This window comes from Methylocaldum sp. MU1018, assembly GCF_053646775.1.
Genome location: NZ_CM132195.1, coordinates 1149830 through 1167736 on the forward strand (window position 1 = coordinate 1149830; position 17907 = coordinate 1167736).

The 17907-nt window shown below is 59.5% G+C and carries 18 protein-coding genes; 5 read left to right on the forward strand and 13 right to left on the reverse strand.

Going from position 1 to position 17907, the window contains the following annotated elements; all coding sequences use genetic code 11:
* Positions 1-5: 5 nt before the first annotated feature.
* The 7 genes from truD to ACWJKU_RS05415 are packed head-to-tail and all read right to left on the reverse strand — an operon-like array spanning position 6 to position 6413.
* Positions 6-1046, reverse strand: coding sequence for a tRNA pseudouridine(13) synthase TruD (truD, locus tag ACWJKU_RS05385; RefSeq protein WP_454146521.1), 1041 nt, complete (start codon positions 1044-1046; stop codon positions 6-8).
* Positions 1047-1050: 4 nt separating this feature from the next.
* On the reverse strand, positions 1051-1527 hold the full coding sequence (gene ispF, locus ACWJKU_RS05390; RefSeq protein ID WP_454146523.1) for a 2-C-methyl-D-erythritol 2,4-cyclodiphosphate synthase: 477 nt from the start codon (positions 1525-1527) through the stop codon (positions 1051-1053).
* On the reverse strand, positions 1515-2228 hold the full coding sequence (ispD, locus tag ACWJKU_RS05395) for a 2-C-methyl-D-erythritol 4-phosphate cytidylyltransferase (protein ID WP_454146525.1): 714 nt from the start codon (positions 2226-2228) through the stop codon (positions 1515-1517). The genes ispF and ispD overlap by 13 nt, the downstream gene beginning before the upstream one ends.
* A 9-nt stretch (positions 2229-2237) precedes the next feature.
* Positions 2238-2600 (reverse strand): cell division protein FtsB, encoded by a 363-nt coding sequence (gene ftsB / locus ACWJKU_RS05400; RefSeq protein ID WP_454146527.1) that lies wholly within the window; start codon positions 2598-2600, stop codon positions 2238-2240.
* 26 nt (positions 2601-2626) lie between these two features.
* Positions 2627-3910 (reverse strand): phosphopyruvate hydratase, encoded by a 1284-nt coding sequence (eno, locus tag ACWJKU_RS05405; protein ID WP_454146529.1) that lies wholly within the window; start codon positions 3908-3910, stop codon positions 2627-2629.
* A 44-nt stretch (positions 3911-3954) separates the two neighbouring features.
* Positions 3955-4776 (reverse strand): 3-deoxy-8-phosphooctulonate synthase, encoded by an 822-nt coding sequence (gene kdsA, locus ACWJKU_RS05410; RefSeq protein WP_454146531.1) that lies wholly within the window; start codon positions 4774-4776, stop codon positions 3955-3957.
* Complete coding sequence (locus tag ACWJKU_RS05415; protein WP_454146533.1) at positions 4776-6413, reverse strand: CTP synthase; 1638 nt, start codon at positions 6411-6413, stop codon at positions 4776-4778. Before ACWJKU_RS05415 ends, kdsA begins: the two co-directional genes overlap by 1 nt.
* A gap of 190 nt (positions 6414-6603) precedes the next feature.
* Between ACWJKU_RS05415 and ACWJKU_RS05420 the strand changes: the two genes are divergently transcribed.
* Entirely contained in the window at positions 6604-6936 is a 333-nt protein-coding gene (locus ACWJKU_RS05420) for a DUF4156 domain-containing protein (RefSeq protein WP_454146535.1), read from the forward strand.
* Here the strand turns inward: ACWJKU_RS05420 and tilS are convergent.
* The 4 genes from tilS to zwf form a co-directional block, all read right to left on the reverse strand.
* Positions 6926-8293, reverse strand: coding sequence for a tRNA lysidine(34) synthetase TilS (gene tilS, locus ACWJKU_RS05425; RefSeq protein WP_454146537.1), 1368 nt, complete (start codon positions 8291-8293; stop codon positions 6926-6928). The genes ACWJKU_RS05420 and tilS overlap by 11 nt on opposite strands.
* Positions 8294-8344: 51 nt before the next feature.
* On the reverse strand, positions 8345-9310 hold the full coding sequence (gene accA / locus ACWJKU_RS05430) for an acetyl-CoA carboxylase carboxyl transferase subunit alpha (protein ID WP_454146539.1): 966 nt from the start codon (positions 9308-9310) through the stop codon (positions 8345-8347).
* 30 nt (positions 9311-9340) lie between these two features.
* Positions 9341-10060, reverse strand: coding sequence for a dienelactone hydrolase family protein (locus ACWJKU_RS05435; protein ID WP_454146541.1), 720 nt, complete (start codon positions 10058-10060; stop codon positions 9341-9343).
* A 93-nt stretch (positions 10061-10153) separates the two neighbouring features.
* Positions 10154-11644, reverse strand: coding sequence for a glucose-6-phosphate dehydrogenase (gene zwf, locus ACWJKU_RS05440; protein ID WP_454146543.1), 1491 nt, complete (start codon positions 11642-11644; stop codon positions 10154-10156).
* A gap of 150 nt (positions 11645-11794) precedes the next feature.
* On the opposite strand from zwf, the gene ACWJKU_RS05445 reads away from it, so the two are divergent.
* Positions 11795-12385: a DUF4202 domain-containing protein gene (locus ACWJKU_RS05445; RefSeq protein ID WP_454146545.1), complete on the forward strand. Its 591-nt coding sequence runs from the start codon at positions 11795-11797 to the stop codon at positions 12383-12385.
* 49 nt (positions 12386-12434) lie between these two features.
* Here the strand turns inward: ACWJKU_RS05445 and ACWJKU_RS05450 are convergent, their stop codons facing one another.
* Positions 12435-13715 (reverse strand): FAD-dependent oxidoreductase, encoded by a 1281-nt coding sequence (locus ACWJKU_RS05450; RefSeq protein WP_454146547.1) that lies wholly within the window; start codon positions 13713-13715, stop codon positions 12435-12437.
* Positions 13712-14041, reverse strand: coding sequence for a c-type cytochrome (locus tag ACWJKU_RS05455; RefSeq protein ID WP_454146549.1), 330 nt, complete (start codon positions 14039-14041; stop codon positions 13712-13714). Before ACWJKU_RS05455 ends, ACWJKU_RS05450 begins: the two co-directional genes overlap by 4 nt.
* 455 nt (positions 14042-14496) lie before the next feature.
* Between ACWJKU_RS05455 and amoC the strand changes: the two genes are divergently transcribed.
* The 3 genes from amoC (at position 14497) to amoB (ending at position 17589) form a co-directional block, all read left to right on the forward strand.
* On the forward strand, positions 14497-15285 hold the full coding sequence (gene amoC / locus ACWJKU_RS05460) for a bacterial ammonia monooxygenase, subunit AmoC (RefSeq protein ID WP_454145063.1): 789 nt from the start codon (positions 14497-14499) through the stop codon (positions 15283-15285).
* Between the two features lie 200 nt (positions 15286-15485).
* Positions 15486-16229 (forward strand): bacterial ammonia monooxygenase, subunit AmoA, encoded by a 744-nt coding sequence (amoA, locus tag ACWJKU_RS05465; protein ID WP_454145065.1) that lies wholly within the window; start codon positions 15486-15488, stop codon positions 16227-16229.
* A gap of 115 nt (positions 16230-16344) precedes the next feature.
* On the forward strand, positions 16345-17589 hold the full coding sequence (amoB, locus tag ACWJKU_RS05470) for a bacterial ammonia monooxygenase, subunit AmoB (protein ID WP_454145067.1): 1245 nt from the start codon (positions 16345-16347) through the stop codon (positions 17587-17589).
* Positions 17590-17907 lie beyond the last annotated feature (318 nt).

Below are 17907 nucleotides of genomic sequence, written 5' to 3' on the forward strand. Positions count from 1 at the left end.
ATTCTTTAATCGTTCGAACGATCAGTGTCGATCAACTCCCGCAAAACCGCAGTCGCGTAGGCCCCGGCGGGCAGCTCGAATCGCAAGCGCAAACGGGTCGGGTCGCAAGATTCCCGGCGCAAGTCTTTCGGACAAAGCCGCAGCGGCCGGCGGGCCATGTCGACGCCGAAGTGTTCGAGCCCGCGGCAGAGCACGGCCTCTTCCTCGGCTACGGCCGTTTCTATGGCCAATGCCCGATCGGTGACGACAGGCGCTCCTTTGCCCCAAAGCGCGCCGCTCGGATGGATTTCCTTGGCCTCGAGCCGCTGCGCGATGTCCGGGCTGATGGTTTCGGGCTTAAAAAAGCTGTGCGAATCCGGAAACATGAAGGCATCGCCGCTGATAGCCCGGTCCCAAATATTTTGGGCCACCCGGTTGGCGAGAATGCGGTTGAACAGATAGGAACGGGCAGCCGACAAGTAGAGGCCGCGGCGGTGCGCGTCCGTACGCTCCAGGGTTCCCGCGAAAAGAGCCGATGCTTTGGCGAGATTCTGCCCGTCGTGACCGAAACGCTGGGTTCCGAAGTAATTCGGAACGCCTCTCTCGGCGACCTGCTTCAGGCGTTGTTCCAATAGTGCGGGCTCGCTCCGCAATTCGCGAACGGTAATCTCGAACCGGTTGCCAGTCGCCGTGCCTTTCTTCAGTTTGCGGTTATTGCGCCGGACTTCGAGCAGGCTGAGCGACGGCGACTCGAGTTGGCGCCAGTCCGGTTCGATCTTGCCCGGCAGCCATACGCTGAACCATTGAATGGTTCTGCCGTGGCGGTCCTTGAGACCGGCGTAGCCGATGTCCCGTGCCGGGATGCCGGCAAACCGGGCTAGTTGGCGGGCGACGTATTCCGTGTTTTCGCCGCACTTTTCGATACGCAGAAAAACGTGTTCGCCCTGGTCCGATGGTTCGAAACCCAGCAATTCTTCGACGACGAAATCTTCCGGCGAGGTTTTGATGATGCCGGTCCCGGCCGGGCCGCCGAAGGCGTAGGGCAGGGCGGCGGTCGAATCCCCCATGGCGTTATGTTTTCCGGATGAGCGCTACCGCGTAGGCGGAGATGCCTTCGCCCCGGCCTTCGAAGCCCATGCCTTCGGTCGTGGTCGCCTTGACGTTGACGGCTTCGTGCGAAATATCGAGATCGTCCGCGACGGTTTCGCGCATTTTTTCGATATAGGGCGCGAGCCGCGGCTTTTGCGCGACGATGGTCAGATCGATGTTGACGACGGTATAGCCGCGTTCCGCAATTTTGGCGTGAACCTCGCGGAGCAGGACGCGGCTGTCTATGCCTTTGAAGCTCGGGTCGGAATCCGGAAAATGCCGGCCGATATCGCCCAGCGCCGCCGCGCCCAACAGCGCATCGCACAGGGCATGCAAGGCCACGTCGCCGTCCGAGTGGGCGGCGAGGCTTTTTTCATAATCGACGGGCACGCCGCCCAAGACCAGCAGGCCGCCTTCTTTGAAGCGGTGCGCATCGTAACCTTGACCTATTCGTAACATTGTCGCTCCAGGTAAAAAGCCGCCAGAGGCAAGTCCTCCGGCCGCGTGATTTTGATATTGTCCGGGCGTCCTTCCACGATCTTGGGACGCAATCCTTGAAGTTCGAGGGCGCTGGCTTCGTCCGTCACGATCAGTTTTCGTTCGGCGGCGTCGATCAGGGCGTGCTTGAGCTTGCCGTAGCGGAACATTTGCGGCGTCAAGGCGCGCCAAATCCGGCTTCGGTCGATGGTTTCGACGATTTCGCCCGTTTCCGCGCCCTTCAATGTGTCCGTGATCGGCAGCGCCAGTATGCCGCCGACCGGGTCGTTCCCGAGTCGATCGATCAGTTTCCGGATATCGCCGTGGGTGATGCAGAGTCGCGCGGCATCGTGCACCAGCACCCAGTCGTCCGGTTCGGCCGTGCCTTCGAGGCTCAGCAAGGCGGAAAGGACGGAATCGGCGCGTTCCTTGCCGCCCGGCGCAGTACGGATTTTCGGGTGGCGGGAGCAGGGCAGATCGGGCCAATAAGCGTCCTCGCTCCCGAGCGCCACGACGACGCCGGCGAAGACGTCGACCGCGAGCAATCGCTCGAGAGTATGCTGTAACACCGGCTTGCCCGAAACCTGAAGGTACTGCTTCGGTACGTCGGCTCCCATGCGCTTGCCCACCCCGGCCGCGGGGATGACGGCCCAGAATCGCTCGTTTTTGCAGGAGTCGGCCATGGACGGATGCTATCGGGATATTTCGGATTTTTGCGGTGCGGCCTTGCCCGCCGAAGGTGTCGGCCGCGGCGGTCGGCCGGGTTCGTGCGCTTTGTTTTTGGGCATTTCGATAACTTGGACGAAGGTCTCACCCTGCTTGATCATGCCGAGTTCTTGTCGGGCCCGCTCTTCGATGGCATCCGTGCCTTCTTTCAGGTCCTTCACATCGGCTTCCAGGGCCGCGTTACGCTCGCGCCGCTTTTCGCCCTCCTCGGTGAGCGTGTCGATACGATCCTGCAACTCCTGCAATTCGGCGATGCCGCCGTCGCCCAGCCACAGCCGGTACTGGAGCAGGACGATCAGCACCAGCAGAAAGACAGTCAGCTTTTTCACGCTGTCGCCGGGCGAAGTCTCGCTTCTCAGAGAGCTTGACGGAACGCGTTGCGGCCGGCGTACCGGGCTTTGTCGCCCAATTGTTCCTCGATCTTGAGAAGCCGATTGTATTTGGCGATTCTATCGGATCGGCTAAGAGAGCCGGTCTTGATTTGTCCCGCGCAGGTGGCCACGGCGAGATCCGCGATCGTGGTGTCCTCGGTTTCGCCGGAGCGGTGCGAAACGACAGCCGTATAACCGGCCTGATGTGCGATGGCTATGGCTTCCAGGGTTTCCGTCAAAGTGCCGATCTGATTGACCTTGATCAGGACGGAGTTGGCGACCCCGGCTTCGATGCCCTGCTTCAGGATGGCCGGGTTGGTGACGAAAAGATCGTCGCCCACCAATTGAATGCGTTTGCCCAGCCGATCGGTCAACACTCTCCAGCCGTCCCAGTCGTTTTCGGCCATGCCGTCTTCGATGGTGATGAGGGGATATTTGTCGACCCAGGCCGCCAGGTAGTCGGCGAATTCGTCCGAGTTGAAGCGTTTGCCTTCGGATTCCAAGGTATAGACGCCGTCCCGATAAAACTCGGAGCTGGCGACGTCCAGGCCGAGATAGATGTCTTTTCCGGCTTTGTAGCCCGCGCGCTCGATCGCTTCGAGAATGACGCCGATGGCGGATTCGTTGGACGGAAGATTCGGTGCGAAGCCGCCTTCGTCGCCCACGCCGGTGCTCAAGCCCTGCTCGGCCAAAACTTTTTTCAGCGCGTGGAAGACTTCCGCGCCATAGCGGAGGGCTTCCCGGAAACTGGGCGCGCCGACGGGAAGGATCATGAATTCCTGCATGTCCACGCTGTTGTCGGCATGGGCGCCGCCGTTGATGATGTTCATCATGGGCACCGGCAACAGGAAATCGCCGCTTAGGTTGAGGTACGCATAGAGCGGCTTGCGGGCGTCGTTCGCCGCGGCGCGGGCGGTGGCCAGGGAGACGCCCAAAATGGCGTTGGCTCCCAGGCGGGCCTTGTTGGGGGTGCCGTCCAGTTCGATCATTTTCCGGTCGACGGCTGCCTGATCGCCGGCGTCCAGGCCCAAAACGGCGGACCGGATCGCTGTTTTGACGTTCTCGACGGCTTTCAGAACGCCTTTGCCCGAATAGCGGGTTTTATCGCCGTCCCGGAGTTCGATGGCTTCGCGCGTACCGGTGGACGCGCCGGAAGGCACCATGGCGGAGCCGATCGCTCTCGATTCAAGCGCGACCTCTACGGCGACGGTGGGATTGCCTCGGGAGTCGAGCACCTCGTGCGCCCGGACTTCGGTGATTTTGCTCATAGGTTCCGTTCCTCTGGTATCGGGGTGTCGTTGTAATAATCCGTCTAGACCATTCCGCGTTGTTTGACGATGCGGTCTATTTCGACAAGCACCTCCAAAAGCTCCTTGATGCGAGCCAGGGGCCATGAATTGGGGCCGTCGCTTTTCGCCTTGTCCGGCTCGGGATGGGTTTCCATGAACAGGCCAGCGATGCCGACCGCCACGGCCGCCTTGGCCAGGGGCGGTATGAACTCGCGCTGTCCTCCGGAGGCCGTGCCCTGGCCGCCCGGCAACTGTACCGAGTGGGTGGCGTCGAACACCACGGGGCAGCCGGTCTCGCGCATGATGACGAGAGAGCGCATGTCGGATACCAGATTGTTGTAACCGAACGAGACGCCGCGCTCGCAGACGAGGATCTGTTCGTTGCCGGCGGCTCTCGCCTTGTTGGCCACGTTTTTCATGTCCCAGGGGGCCATGAACTGGCCTTTCTTGATATTGACCGGCTTGCCTTGCGCGCAGACCTCCCGAATGAAATTGGTCTGCCGACAGAGAAACGCCGGCGTCTGCAATACGTCCACGACGGCGGCGACTTCGCTCAGGGGGGTATCCTCGTGTACGTCGGTCAATACCGGGACGCCGATGGTTTTTCTGACCTTTTCAAGAACCCGGAGACCTTCTTCGAGGCCGGGACCGCGGAAGCTTTCGTGCGACGAGCGGTTCGCTTTGTCGAACGAGGATTTGTAGATGAAAGGGATGTCCAGGCTCGAGGTGATTTCCTTGAGCGTTCCGGCGGTATCCAAGGCGAGTTGCTCGCCTTCGATGACACAGGTGCCGGCAATGAGGAAAAAGGGCCGGTCCAGGCCGGCTTCGAATCCGCACAGTTGCATCAGTTCGCCTTCTTGTTTTGATGATGTTCGGCGGCGGCGCGTACGAAGCCCGTGAAAAGAGGGTGGCCGCCGCGCGGCGTGGATGTGAATTCCGGATGGAACTGGCAGGCGAGGAACCACGGATGATCGGGAATCTCGATCATTTCCACCAGGCGGCCGTCCAGGGACTTGCCGCACACCCTGAGTCCGGCGTCTTCAAGAGGCTTGAGATAGCGGTTGTTGAACTCGTAGCGGTGGCGGTGGCGCTCGTTGATGACGTCCTTGCCGTAGACTCTGTGACCTAAGCTGCCGCTGACCAGTTGGCATTTTTGTCCGCCGAGCCGCATGGTGCCGCCGAGGTCGGACTGTTCATCCCGATGCTCGATCGTGCCGGAGTCGTCTTGCCATTCCGTGATGAGGGCGATGACCGGATGCGGCGTTTTCGGCAAAAACTCCGTGCTGTGAGCGCCCTCCAGTCCTGCCACGTCGCGCGCGAATTCGATGACCGCCACCTGCATGCCGAGGCAAATGCCGAGATAGGGGACCCTTTTCTCGCGGGCGTACTTGACCGTGGCGATCTTGCCTTCGACACCCCGCTCGCCGAAGCCGCCGGGCACCAGAATGGCGTCCACGCCTTCCAGCGAACCGGGACCCTTGTCCTCGATTTCCTCGGATTCGATGAACCAGATGTTGACCCTGGTCCTGGTTTGAATGCCGGCGTGGATGAGCGCTTCGGTCAGGGATTTGTAGGCATCGGAATGGTTGACGTATTTGCCCACCATGGCGATCGTCACTTCGCGTTCGGGATGTTCCAGGGCATCGATCACTCTCTGCCATTCGGAGAGATCGACGGCGCCGGCGTCGAGTTTGAGTTTCTTCACCACGATGTCGTCCAGCCCCTGCTCGTGCAGCAGCAGCGGAATTCGGTAAATGGTGTCGGCGTCGACGGCGGAGATGACGGCGTTTTCCCCGACGTTGGTGAAGAGGGCGATTTTGGTTCTCTCGGATTTGGGAATCATCCGGTCCGAGCGGCAAATTAGGATGTCGGGCTGTATGCCGATGGTTCTGAGCTCTTTGACCGAGTGTTGGGTCGGCTTGGTCTTGAGTTCGCCGGCGCTCGCAATATAAGGGACTAGGGTGAGGTGAATGAACAGGCACTTGTCATCGCCCAGTTCCACCCGCATCTGTCGGGTGGCTTCCAGGAAGGGCAGGGATTCGATGTCGCCGACCGTTCCTCCGATTTCGATCAGGGCCACATCGTATCCTTCCGCGCTGAGCCGGATCACCCGCTTGATCTCGTCCGTGATATGAGGGATAACCTGCACCGTCGCTCCGAGGTACTCGCCTTTCCGCTCCTTGCGGATGACATTTTCGTAAATCTGCCCGGTGGTACAATTGTTGACCTTGCCCATCGTAGTGCTCAGGAAGCGCTCGTAATGGCCGAGGTCCAGATCGGTTTCGGCGCCATCTTCGGTAACGAAAACTTCGCCGTGCTGAAACGGGCTCATGGTGCCCGGATCGACGTTGATATACGGATCGAGTTTGGTGAGCGTCACCTTGAGCCCGCGGGCTTCCAGGATTGCGGCAAGCGACGATGCGGCAATGCCTTTGCCCAGGGACGAGACGACTCCGCCGGTAATAAAGATATATTTGGTCATTCGACGATGGGGATGATTAGGCCGCGCAACGCTCGCCGAAACCGGCGGTCGTCGCGTCTGATGTCAACGGATATCGGCATATTCTACTCAACCTGAAGATCGGAGTCACCGCCCGGGTTGGTTACAATCGAACATTGAACCACGCTGACATGACGAAAATGCAACGATTACTAAAGAACGGAGATCCTAAATGAGCCGGGCGAGACTGTTCACGGTTGTTTTTGGAGTGGCGATAGTGACCATGGTTTCGGGATGCACTTGGGTCGAGCTCAAGCCTCAGGGCGAAAAGATTCGCATGCTCACCCCGCCCGAAGTGGGGCGCTGCAAGTATCTGGGGCGTATCACGTCGAATACGGCGGCGACCATCGGCATCTTCGCCCGCAGCAAGGATACCGTGCAGGAGGAGGTCTATCGTCTCGCCCGCAACAACGCGGCGGATATGGGAGGCGACACCGTCGTGCCGACCGGTCCCTTGATCGACGGCGAGCAGTCCTTCAACGTTTACCGCTGCATCAATCCTTGATCGAAAGCATCGCGCCGGAAAAGCCTTCCGGCGCGCGCCACCGGATCACCATGTTGCAATCCTTCGGTTTTCCGGCGCAAGCATCGGATACCCACCATCCCGCCACGGTCGCAAGCTCGTCGTCGATGTAGATCAGCGGCGTCCGCTCTCGAATCCAGGGCGGAATCCCGGCTTCCTGGAACAGTTTTTTGAGATCGTGAGAACCTTCGCGTCCGGGCAGGCGGAGCGATTCGCCGCCTTGTCGGTAGCGGACGGTGATTTTCCCCGACCGCCACGCCGCGAGCGAGATTCCCTGTCGTTTTTCGGGCGTGGCGCCGAGTTCGCCGTTTCCGTCCGGCAGATGGAGCGTCGCGGCGCCGTCCCATGGAATGATTTCGTGCGGATGGAACGGCGGGGCGGCCGGCATCAGGAAGAGTTCTCCGCGATAGCGCCGAATCTCGCCTTCGCTCCACCGAATCGTCGGATTCCGGTCCGGCCGGGCGTTCAGCGTTTCTTTCGATGCGCGTTCGAGAATGCGGGTCGACGGCATACGGAAGCCGCCGCTTCGCAGCCACTCGCGCAGAATCAGGCGGCGATCCGGCTCAGCACAATCTCTCAGGCGATCCAGAATGAGAGTGTTTCGCTCGGGATGGATGACTGACTTCAGCAAGTCCTCGGCAAGCGAGTTCAGCAAGGCTTGCGCTTCGGCGCAATGCCGGGCGGTTCGGGCCAGGGAGTCCCGGCTTGCCGGCCACCGTTTTTCGAGCAGCGGAAGGACTTCGTGGCGAATGAAGTTGCGGTCGTAGCTCAAATCGCGGTTGCTGGGATCTTCGATCCAGGTCAATCCGTGCGCTTGCGCGTACTCGCGGAGTTGGCGGCGGGAAAAAGACAGCAGCGGCCGCAGCAGGAATCCCGGCCCCAGAGCGGTGCGCTCCGGCATGGCGGCAAGTCCGGCGATGCCGGCTCCGCGAAGCAGTTGAAGCAGCACCGTTTCCGCCTGGTCGTCCCGGTGCTGCGCGGTCAACAACACTTCGCTTTCGGAGAGGAGTGCGCGCAAGGCATCGTAGCGGGCGTTTCGGGCGGCTTCCTCGGGGCTTTCGCCGGGTTTCGCGGCGGCGTCGACGGATAAGAGGCGGAACGGTATCCCGAGCGTTCTGCAAGTCGCTTCGCAAAACTCGGCCCATTCGTCGGCGGAGGCTTGCAAACCGTGATGGACGTGCGCGGCGGTAAACTCGAAGTCCGGATGCCGGGCTTTTAATCCGGCGCAGAGATGGAGCAGAACCTGGGAATCGAGTCCGCCGCTATACCCGATCCAGTAGCGGAGTGCCGGCGATTGGCGGGCCAGAATTCGGTCGAGCGTTTCGGCGGAAAGATTCATCTAGGCCGCGATGAAAGGGGCGGCCGTCGTCCGCCCCTCGTTGAAGCCGGGCTAGGCGGCGGATTCCTCGAAAAGGCCGTAGCTCATCAATCGCTCGTAACGCTGTTGCAACAGAGCTTCGACGGGCACGCGGCGCAGTTCTTCGAGATGCCGTTTCAGAGCGGCTTTCAAATTGTCGCCGGTCTGCTTGCGATCGCGATGGGCGCCGCCCAGCGGTTCGGGAACGATCTCGTCGATCAGATCCAATTCCTGCAGCCGGTCCGAGGTGATGCCCATGGCCTCGGCCGCAAGCTCGGCCTTGTCCGCGCTTTTCCAGAGAATGGAGGCGCAGCCTTCCGGGGAAATGACGGAATACGTGCTGTATTGGAGCATCAGCAGGCGGTCGCCCACTCCGACGGCCAATGCGCCTCCCGAGCCGCCTTCGCCGATGATGGTGCAAATGATCGGCGTGCGCAGCTTGGACATTTCGAACAGGTTGCGGGCAATGGCTTCGCTTTGCCCCCGTTCCTCTGCCCCGATGCCGGGATAGGCGCCGGGCGTGTCGATAAAGCAGAGGATGGGCAGGCGGAATCTCTCGGCGAGATGCATCAGCCGTAGCGCCTTGCGGTAGCCCTCGGGCCGCGGCATGCCGAAATTGCGGTAGATTTTCTCCTTGGTGTCGCGGCCTTTTTGATGGCCGATGATCAAAACCGGCTGGTCGTCGAGTTTGGCGAGCCCGCCCACGATCGCCGGATCGTCGGCGAATCCTCGGTCCCCGTGAAGCTCGTGGAACTCCTCGAACATCAGGTCGAGGTAGTCCAGCGTATACGGCCGCTGGGGATGGCGGGAAATCTGCGATATCTGCCATGCCGTCAGCGAGGAGAATACCGATTCGGTCAGCTTGCGGTTTTTTTCCTCAAGCCTCGCGATCTCCTCGCTGATATTGATTTCATTGTCGAATCCGACTCGTTTAAGTTCTTCGATCTTAGCTTCGAGTTCGGCAATGGGTTGTTCGAAGTCTAGGAATTTCAGGTCCATTTGCGGTTATTTTAGGGGTACGGAAGATGCCTAGTTTAACACCTCGGCAAGGAAATTCCGCAGACTCTCCCAGGAGCGCCGGTCTGCGGTCTCATCGTAAACCGTGCCGAACGAGTGGTCGTTTGCCAGCGGATTGGTGAAGGCGTGCAAGGTATTTCCGTAGACGTGGATTTGCCAATCGGCTTCGGCCTCGGTCAGTTCCTTGGCCAGGCTCAGCATCTGTTCGGGTGGCGCCATCGGGTCGTCGTGGCCGTGCAGCACAAGCACTTTGGCCTTGATTTTGTTGCCCTGGGTATTGCCCGGAGGCACGAACAAGCCGTGGAAGCTGACGACGCCCCGGAGGTCGGCGCCGGTCCGGGCGAGATCCAGCACGCACAAGCCGCCGAAACAAAAACCCATCGCCGCGATCCGTTCGGGATCGACCTGAGGGAGCTTGCGGACGGTTTCCAGGGCAGCGGTGATCCGGTCCTGGAGCAGGCGGCGGTCGTTCATGAACGGATTCATCAAGCGCGTGTTCTCTTCGGGACCGCCGCCGATGACGCCCTTGCCGTACATGTCGAGCGCAAAGGCGGCATAACCCAGTTCGGCTAGCTTGCGGGCTTTGTTGCAGACGAATTCATCCCGACCTGCCCATGCGTGAGAGATCAGCACGACCGGCAGGGGCTGGGGACGCCGATCGTCGTAGGCGAAAAAGCCCTCGAGCTGAACGCCGTTATGGTTGTAGTCGATGGTCCGGGTGGTAATGGTCATTGAGGAGTCTCCAATTGCAAACGGGCCTCGAGTCGGTCTCTTCCGAAAGTATCGAACGACGATGGGGTAAGCGGTTTACGGGATGATCCGGGCTTAGCGAGTCGAATTCGGAGGCGAGAAAGAATGCCGCCACTCCTGATCCTCCCGCTCGAAGATGCGGTCGGCCTCCTCGGGGCCCCACGAGCCGGCGGGATAAGTATGGATGAATTCCCGCTCCGCCGACCATGCCCTCGTGATGGGATCAACGACCCGCCAGGCCCATTCCACTTCATCCGAGCGCAAGAACTGCGAGTGGTCGCCGCCGATCACGTCGAGCAGAAGGGTCTCGTAGGCGTCCAGTTGGTAGCCGGACTGGTAACAGGTGCTGGCATCCAATTGTGTGGTCCTCGCGCGCATGCCGAGGCCGGGTTCTCGGACTTGAACTTCGGCGCGAATACATTGCTCCGGCTGTATGCCCATCAACAGCCAATTCGGGCGAAGCGCCTCGATTTGGGTCTCGCGGAACAATTGCTGCGGGGGATGTTTGAAGCGGATGGCGATGAGGGAACTGTTTCGCGCCAGTCGTTTTCCGGTCCGCAAATAGAACGATACATTGCGCCAGCGCCAGTTGTCGATGTAAAGCTTCAGAGCGGCGTAGGTTTCGGTGGTGCTTTGCTTGTCCACCAGCTTTTCGTCCAGATATCCGGGCACCTCCCGGTCCGCGATGTGGCCGCGAGCGTATTGGGCGCGGAAGGCGTGAGCATGGACGGCGGCCTTAGGGATGGGGCGAATGGATTTCAGCACCTTGACCTTTTCGTCCCGTATGGATTCGGCATCCATGGTCGCCGGAGGTTCCATGGCCACCAAGGTCAACATTTGCATCAGATGGCTCTGGATCATGTCGCGCAACGCGCCGGCGGTTTCGTAATAAGTCGCCCGGTCTTCGATTCCCATCGTTTCGCTGTGGGTGATTTGCACATGGTCGATGAAGTTGCGGTTCCAGAGCGGCTCCCACATGAGATTCGCGAAGCGGAAAACGAAGATGTTCTGTACCGTTTCCTTGCCCAGATAGTGATCGATCCGAAAAATCTGGTGCTCGGCAAAATTGCGGTGCAGGCAGTGATCGAGAATTTGCGCGTCCTCCAGGTGATAGCCGAACGGCTTTTCCACCACGAGGCGGCGCCAGCCGGAGATTTCCTGATTGAGTCCGCTAACGGCCAAATAGTCTGCCGCCTCTTTATATTCCGAAGGCGGAAGCGAAAGGTAATATACATGATTGGCCGGAAATTCGGGCGTGGTGTCCAGCATTTGCCTGAGCCGTAGCGATGAGCCCGGATCGCGCAGGTCCCCGGAGAAGAAGTGCAGACGATCGTTGAAGCGGCCGAGCGCATCTCGATCGAGTGCGCCGCCCAGTCGGTCTTCCAGCCATTTGGATACCTCGGCTCGCCAGTGGGCGTTATCCCAGTCGCGCCGGCCGATACCCAGTATGACCGCCGCCTCGGGCAAGCGGCCGGCCTTGTCCAGTTGATATAAGGCGGGTAGCAGTTTGGTGCGGGAAAGATGGCCGGTAGCTCCAAAAATCGTAAAGGCGCACGCGTCAAGCATGGTTCTCTCCCAACGAATCGGTTATGCCGCTGATAATAGCTCTTTAGACCTATTTTCGGTCAATGCTCCGCAGTTGAAAGGCGCATTGCCGATAAAATGAGGATTTGATAAGAAATCACGACGACATTTCAACTTGGATTGACCATTTCGATGATCGAAGAACGGCTGGATCGAGTGATCGGCTCGATAGACGAAGTCAATGCGCAGGACCCCGACAGCGAAATCTGGCAGGGTATTTCCTATCCCAGGGAATTGCTTTACGGGATGCGCATGAGCGAGTGGCTCGACCGTCTCTGTCCGAACGCGCCGGATGTGCTGCGCATCGCCGCGCGCGGACAGCATATCCGGCGCTGGGAAGTGCCCCGGCAAAGTTATCCCGACACGCGAGAGGGCTATTTGCAATGGCGCAGCTATATGTATGGATTTCATGCCGATCATGTTGCGCGGTTGATGATGCAAGCAGGATATGATGCGGCCGACATCGAGCGGGTCAGAAAAATCCTTCAAAAGCGCGGCTTGAAAAACGATCCCGATGTTCAGATGATCGAGGATGTCGCTTGCCTGGTGTTTCTCGATTATTACTTTGCCGCATTCGCGACGGCTCATCATGAAGAAAAGCTGATCGGAATCGTCCGCAAAACCTGGAAAAAGATGTCCGGGTCCGCAAGAAGTCGGGCCTTGGATCTGGCATTTCCGGACTCGCTCCGCGCGCTGCTCGCAAAGGCTTCGGACGCGACATGACGCGAGGCCGGAACGCGGCGCACCGTTCGCGTATTGCGACAGGCGGCGATTATCCGAAAGCGTCAACGGCGATCACTTTTTGCCAGTTTCTGGCATGCTCGGCTTCTTTCCGGCGGTCGCCATTCGCGGGAGTTTCCCCCGTCGACACGGCCTTGAGCTGTTTTTCGACTTGTGCATATTCGTACACGCCGGTAATCGAAATCGCGTAATCCGGCTGCAAGAGACTGTAGCAGTGATTGATGAGGCTTGGAAAACCAGGCTCGCGGCCGTGCAGCAGATCAACTATGGCCGCAGCGCAGACTTTGGCCTGGGAGTTGGCGGCAAACGCCGATTTGGGCATGGGCGTTGCCGTGCACGCATCGCCGATGATGTGCACGTTAGGGACCCGTGTCGATGCGAACGTTTTGGGATCGACCGGACACCAGCCCGACGGGTCGGTCAGCCCTGCCAAATGCGCGAGCTTGCCGGCTTTTTGCGGCGGAATCACGTTCAGCACATCCGCGCGATGCGTGTCGAACTCGGTGTAGACGACACGCGACCCCGCATCCACTCGTTCGATCTGCCCTTCCTTTTCTGCCGAAATCCATTCCACCATCCCCGGATAAAGCTCGCGCCAGCCTTGCAGGAACAGCGATTGTTTGGAGAATTGGGTTTTCGCATCCAAAATGAGTACTTTGGAACGCGGTTTGTGGTGCTTTAGATAATGGGCGATGAGCGATGCGCGCTCGTACGGCCCCGGCGGGCAGCGATAAGGATTGGCGGGCGCTGTGATCAGAACCACGCCGCCGTCGGGCATGGCCCGCAACTGCCGATACAGAAGCGTTGTTTGCGTGCCCGCTTTCCAGGCGTGCGGCACCGATAAGCTGGCGGTCTCGTCGTATCCTTCGATGGCATCCCAGCGAAAATCGACGCCCGGTGCGACGATCAGCCGATCGTAAGATACGGTCGAACCATCCGCCAACCGCACTATGCGCCGGTCGGCATCAATGGCTCGAGCCTCGGCTTTCACCATCTGAATTCCCTGATTTTTCTTGAGAATGTCGTATTCTCGACGCAGTTCGTCGGGTTGTCTCAGACCGGCGATGACTTCGTTCGATCCGGGGCAGGACAAGTAATAATCATGCCGTTCGATTAAGGTGACTTCGAGTTCCCGGTCGAGCAGCTTGAGGTACTTCGCGGCGGAAGCCCCGGCAAATCCGCCGCCGATCACCACCACCCTGGCGTTTCCGCCCGACGGTCCGGAATTCGGGCGCCTTGAGCAGCCGAAGACCCCGCCGGCCCCGACCGCCGAAACCCACTTTATAAAGCTTCTCCGGGAGATTTGCGTCATGGCTTCTCCCGGCGATTTTCGAAAAATCGAGCCAGCGCCACAAAATCCTGATATCGATAGCCGCGGGCAATGCGGTCCATGACCGTGGCCGAACGGGAGCCGGATTGAAATTCTTGCATGGCGCGGACGAACTCGGATTCGGGGATCCCGGCGATGGCCGGAATCGATCCCATGCCTTGGCCGGATGCGCCATGGCAGCCGCCGCAAGCAAGAGCGATATTGGCGGCATCCGGGCGCTTGAGATCGTCGCCGAACGCAGCCTGCGGAATCGAAATTGCGAGAGCGGCGGCACATGCCGACGCTTGTAGAATCCGAACGAGTCGCATGTCTGGTCTCTTTTTTCGGTGACGTTAGGCTAGCCTACCTTGCCGAAGCATGTTTGCGAATCATTTTGAAACGGGCGGCTTAACTTTTATCGTGTTCGAACGATATCGGCCGGCGTCTTTTGCAATGAGCGAAAGCGGACCTCTTGAGTGCGGCTCGGGCCGTCGCGAGGGGGGAAGGGGCGCGTCCACCCTGTCGGGTGGCGATGTGATGAAACTCATTTAATAACAATGGGTTGAAGTCTAAATCAGATTTTTTGCGAACATTGAATATGTGCTTTTTCGTAGACAGACTATTCCTTGACAAGGCATGAATGAGTGATAGACTGCAACGCACCCTGGGAGTGGGACATTTTGTCGCAGGGGCGCAGGTCCGGGCGGCAAGGATGAAAACGGCAGGGAGGCGAGGCTGCAATGCGGCGACGCATCGCGAGTGATACTAAACTTTGGAGGTAACTATGGCTGCAACAACGGTTGGTGGCGTAGAAGCGCAAGAAAAGCCGCTTTTGGACGTGAAATGGCTGACCTTCGCGTTCATGATCTACTTGGTGTTTTACGTGTGGGTTCGGTGGTACGAAGGTCTGTACGGCTGGTCGGCCGGTCTGGACTCGTTCGCACCGGAATTCGAGACGTACTGGATGAACTTCCTGTACACCGAAATCGTACTGGAAGTGGTCACCGCCTCGGTTCTGTGGGGCTACCTGTGGAAGACCCGTGACCGCAACATGGCGGCTCTGACCCCGCGCGAAGAACTGCGCCGCAACCTGACCCACCTGATCTGGCTGTTCGCCTATGCGTGGGCCATCTACTGGGGCGCGAGCTTCTTCACCGAGCAGGACGGCACCTGGCACCAGACGATCGTGCGCGACACCGACTTCACGCCGTCGCACATCATCGAGTTCTACCTGAGCTACCCGATCTACATCATCAGCGGCGGCGCGGCGTTCCTGTACGCACACACCCGCCTGCCGTACTTCCAGACGACGACGAAAGGCCTGTCGCTGGCGTACCTGATCCTGTGGACCGGTCCGTTCATGATTCTGCCGAACGTCGGCTTGAACGAGTGGGGTCACACCTTCTGGTTCATGGAAGAGCTGTTCGTAGCACCGCTGCACTACGGCTTCGTGATCTTCGGCTGGCTGGCTCTGGCCATCATGGGCGTCTTGCTGCAGGTGATGGGGAGCGTGTCGAACCTGATCGGCCAGCAGGTTTGCGAAGCGGTCGATCAAGGTCTGATCGCGAAATAAGCTTGGGCGGGGCGCTGTAAGGCCCGTCTGGCGATTGGAAGGTCGCGACCAAAGCGACGTTTGCGATTGGAAGAGGTGCGGCGGCCGGCAGCGACGGCGAGCCGGACGAAGTCAGCCGCTGCACCGGCTTGGACGTGACGATGACGGCCCGATAGGGACGTCATCCAGAACGACAATAAATGAACTTTTGGAGGTAACTCATGAGCGCACTTCAATCTGCGGTTCGGTCTCATGCCGAAGCAGTGCAAGTCTCCAGGACCATCGACTACCTGGGACTCTTCATCTTCTTTATGGTGGTGACCGGTTCGTATCACATCCATGGCATGTTGACCATGGGTGACTGGGACTTCTGGTCCGACTGGAAAGACCGTCGTCTGTGGGTCACGGTCACCCCGATCGTGTTGGTGACGTTCCCGGCGGCGATCCAGGCGTGGACCTGGGAACGGTTCCGCAACCCGTGGGGCGCAACCATGGCCGTTCTGGCGCTGCTCTTCGGCGAATGGGTCAACCGCTACTTCAACTTCTGGGGCTGGACCTACTTCCCGATCAACTTCGTATTCCCGGCCATTCTGGTTCCGGGTGCGATCTTGCTCGACACCTTCCTGATGCTTTCGGGCAGCTACCTGTTCACGGCGATCGTGGGCGGCATGGCTTGGGGCCTGATTTTCTATCCGGGCAACTGGCCGATGATCGCACCGCTGCACGTGCCGGTGGAATACAACGGCATGCTCATGTCGATTGCCGACTTGCAGGGCTACCACTATGTCCGTACCGGTACCCCCGAGTACATCCGCATGGTTGAAAAAGGCACCCTGAGAACTTTCGGTAAGGACGTAGCGCCGGTGTCGGCGTTCTTCTCGGCCTTCATGTCCATCCTGATCTACTTCATGTGGCACTTCGTCGGCCGTTGGTTCTCGACCGTACGGTTCTTGAAGCAGACCTAATCGGACCGGGCATTTCGGAAGTACAAGCAAAACGCACCGCGCTCTTTGAGCGGCTCCCTCGGGGAGGCCTTGGAGAGCGGGTACAACAGAATAGACTCGAGAGAGGAAGAACCCTATGAAACTACTCAAAGACAGGATCGCCAAATGGTCCATGGTCGGCTTGCTGGCCACGTTTGCCGCGACCAGCTTCTACGCGCCGAGCGCATCGGCCCACGGTGAGAAATCCCAGGCGGCGTTCATGCGTATGCGTACCATTCACTGGTACGATCTGAACTGGTCGAAGGAGAAGGTGAAAGTCAACGACACCGTCGAGATCACCGGTAAATTCCACGTGTTCGAAGGCTGGCCGGAGACCGTTGCCGAGCCGGATACCGCGTTCCTGAACATCGGTATTCCGGGCCCCGTGTTCATCCGCAAGGAATCCTACATCGGGGGACAACTGGTACCGCGTTCCGTCCGTCTGGAAATCGGCAAGACCTACGAGTTCAGAGTGGTGTTGAAGGCGCGCCGTCCGGGTGACTGGCACGTCCACACCATGATGAACGTCGAAGGCGGCGGTCCGATCATCGGTCCCGGCAAATGGATCACCATCGACGGCTCGATGAGCGACTTCAAGAACCCGATCACCACCCTGACCGGGCAGACCATCGACCTCGAGACCTACAACGAGGGCAACACCTACTTCTGGCACTTCTTCTGGTATGCCATCGGCTTGGCCTGGATCGTATACTGGGTGCGCCGTCCGGCCTTCCTGCCGCGCTACCTGATGGTGGAAGCCGGCCGTGCGGACGAGCTGGTCTCGGCTGGCGACAAGAAAGTGGCCATGGGCTTCGCGGCGGCGACCATCCTCATCGTGATCTTCGCGATGTCGAGCGCCAACAGCAAGTACCCGATCACCATTCCGTTGCAGGCTGGTACCATGAGAGGCATGCAGCCGATCGATATGGCGAAGCCCACGATCACGGTGAAAGTGAACGACGCCACCTACCGGGTGCCGGGCCGCGCGATGCGCATGAAGCTCACCATCACCAACAATGGCGACAAGGCCGTGCGTTTGGGTGAGTTCTACACTGCATCGGTCCGCTTCCTGGATTCCGACGTCTACAAAGACACCACCGGCTATCCGGAAGATCTGTTGGCTGACGACGGTCTGGAAGTGAGCGACAACAGCCCGCTGCAGCCGGGCGAGACCCGCACGGTCGACGTCACCGCCAGCGACGCGGCGTGGGAAGTGTATCGTCTGTCCGACATCATCTACGATCCGGACAGCCGTTTCGCCGGTCTGTTGTTCTTCTTCGACGATGCCGGCACCCGTCAGATCGTTCAGATCGACGCACCGCTGATCCCGTCCTTCATGTAATCCGTGGGGGCGTCGGCTAGACGCCCCGAGGATGCACGACCGACGGTCGGCCTCGAAAGCCCTCCTTCTACCGAAGGAGGGCTTTTTCATTGACATCCCCCGGCGCGAAATGGCAGCCGTTAAGTTTTAAATAAACCAAAGGCCAGGAGATGACCGGTGCGATTGGATCTGAAGCTCGGTTACTCAAAGGTCATGCACTCTAATGTCATATCGGTTGCTAATCCATGAGCCCAAGGTTTTTCGGAATTTCGAATATCGACAGGCTGGTGCGAGATGAACGACCCCATCGTGCCCATCTGAAATCGGATAATCGCCTTG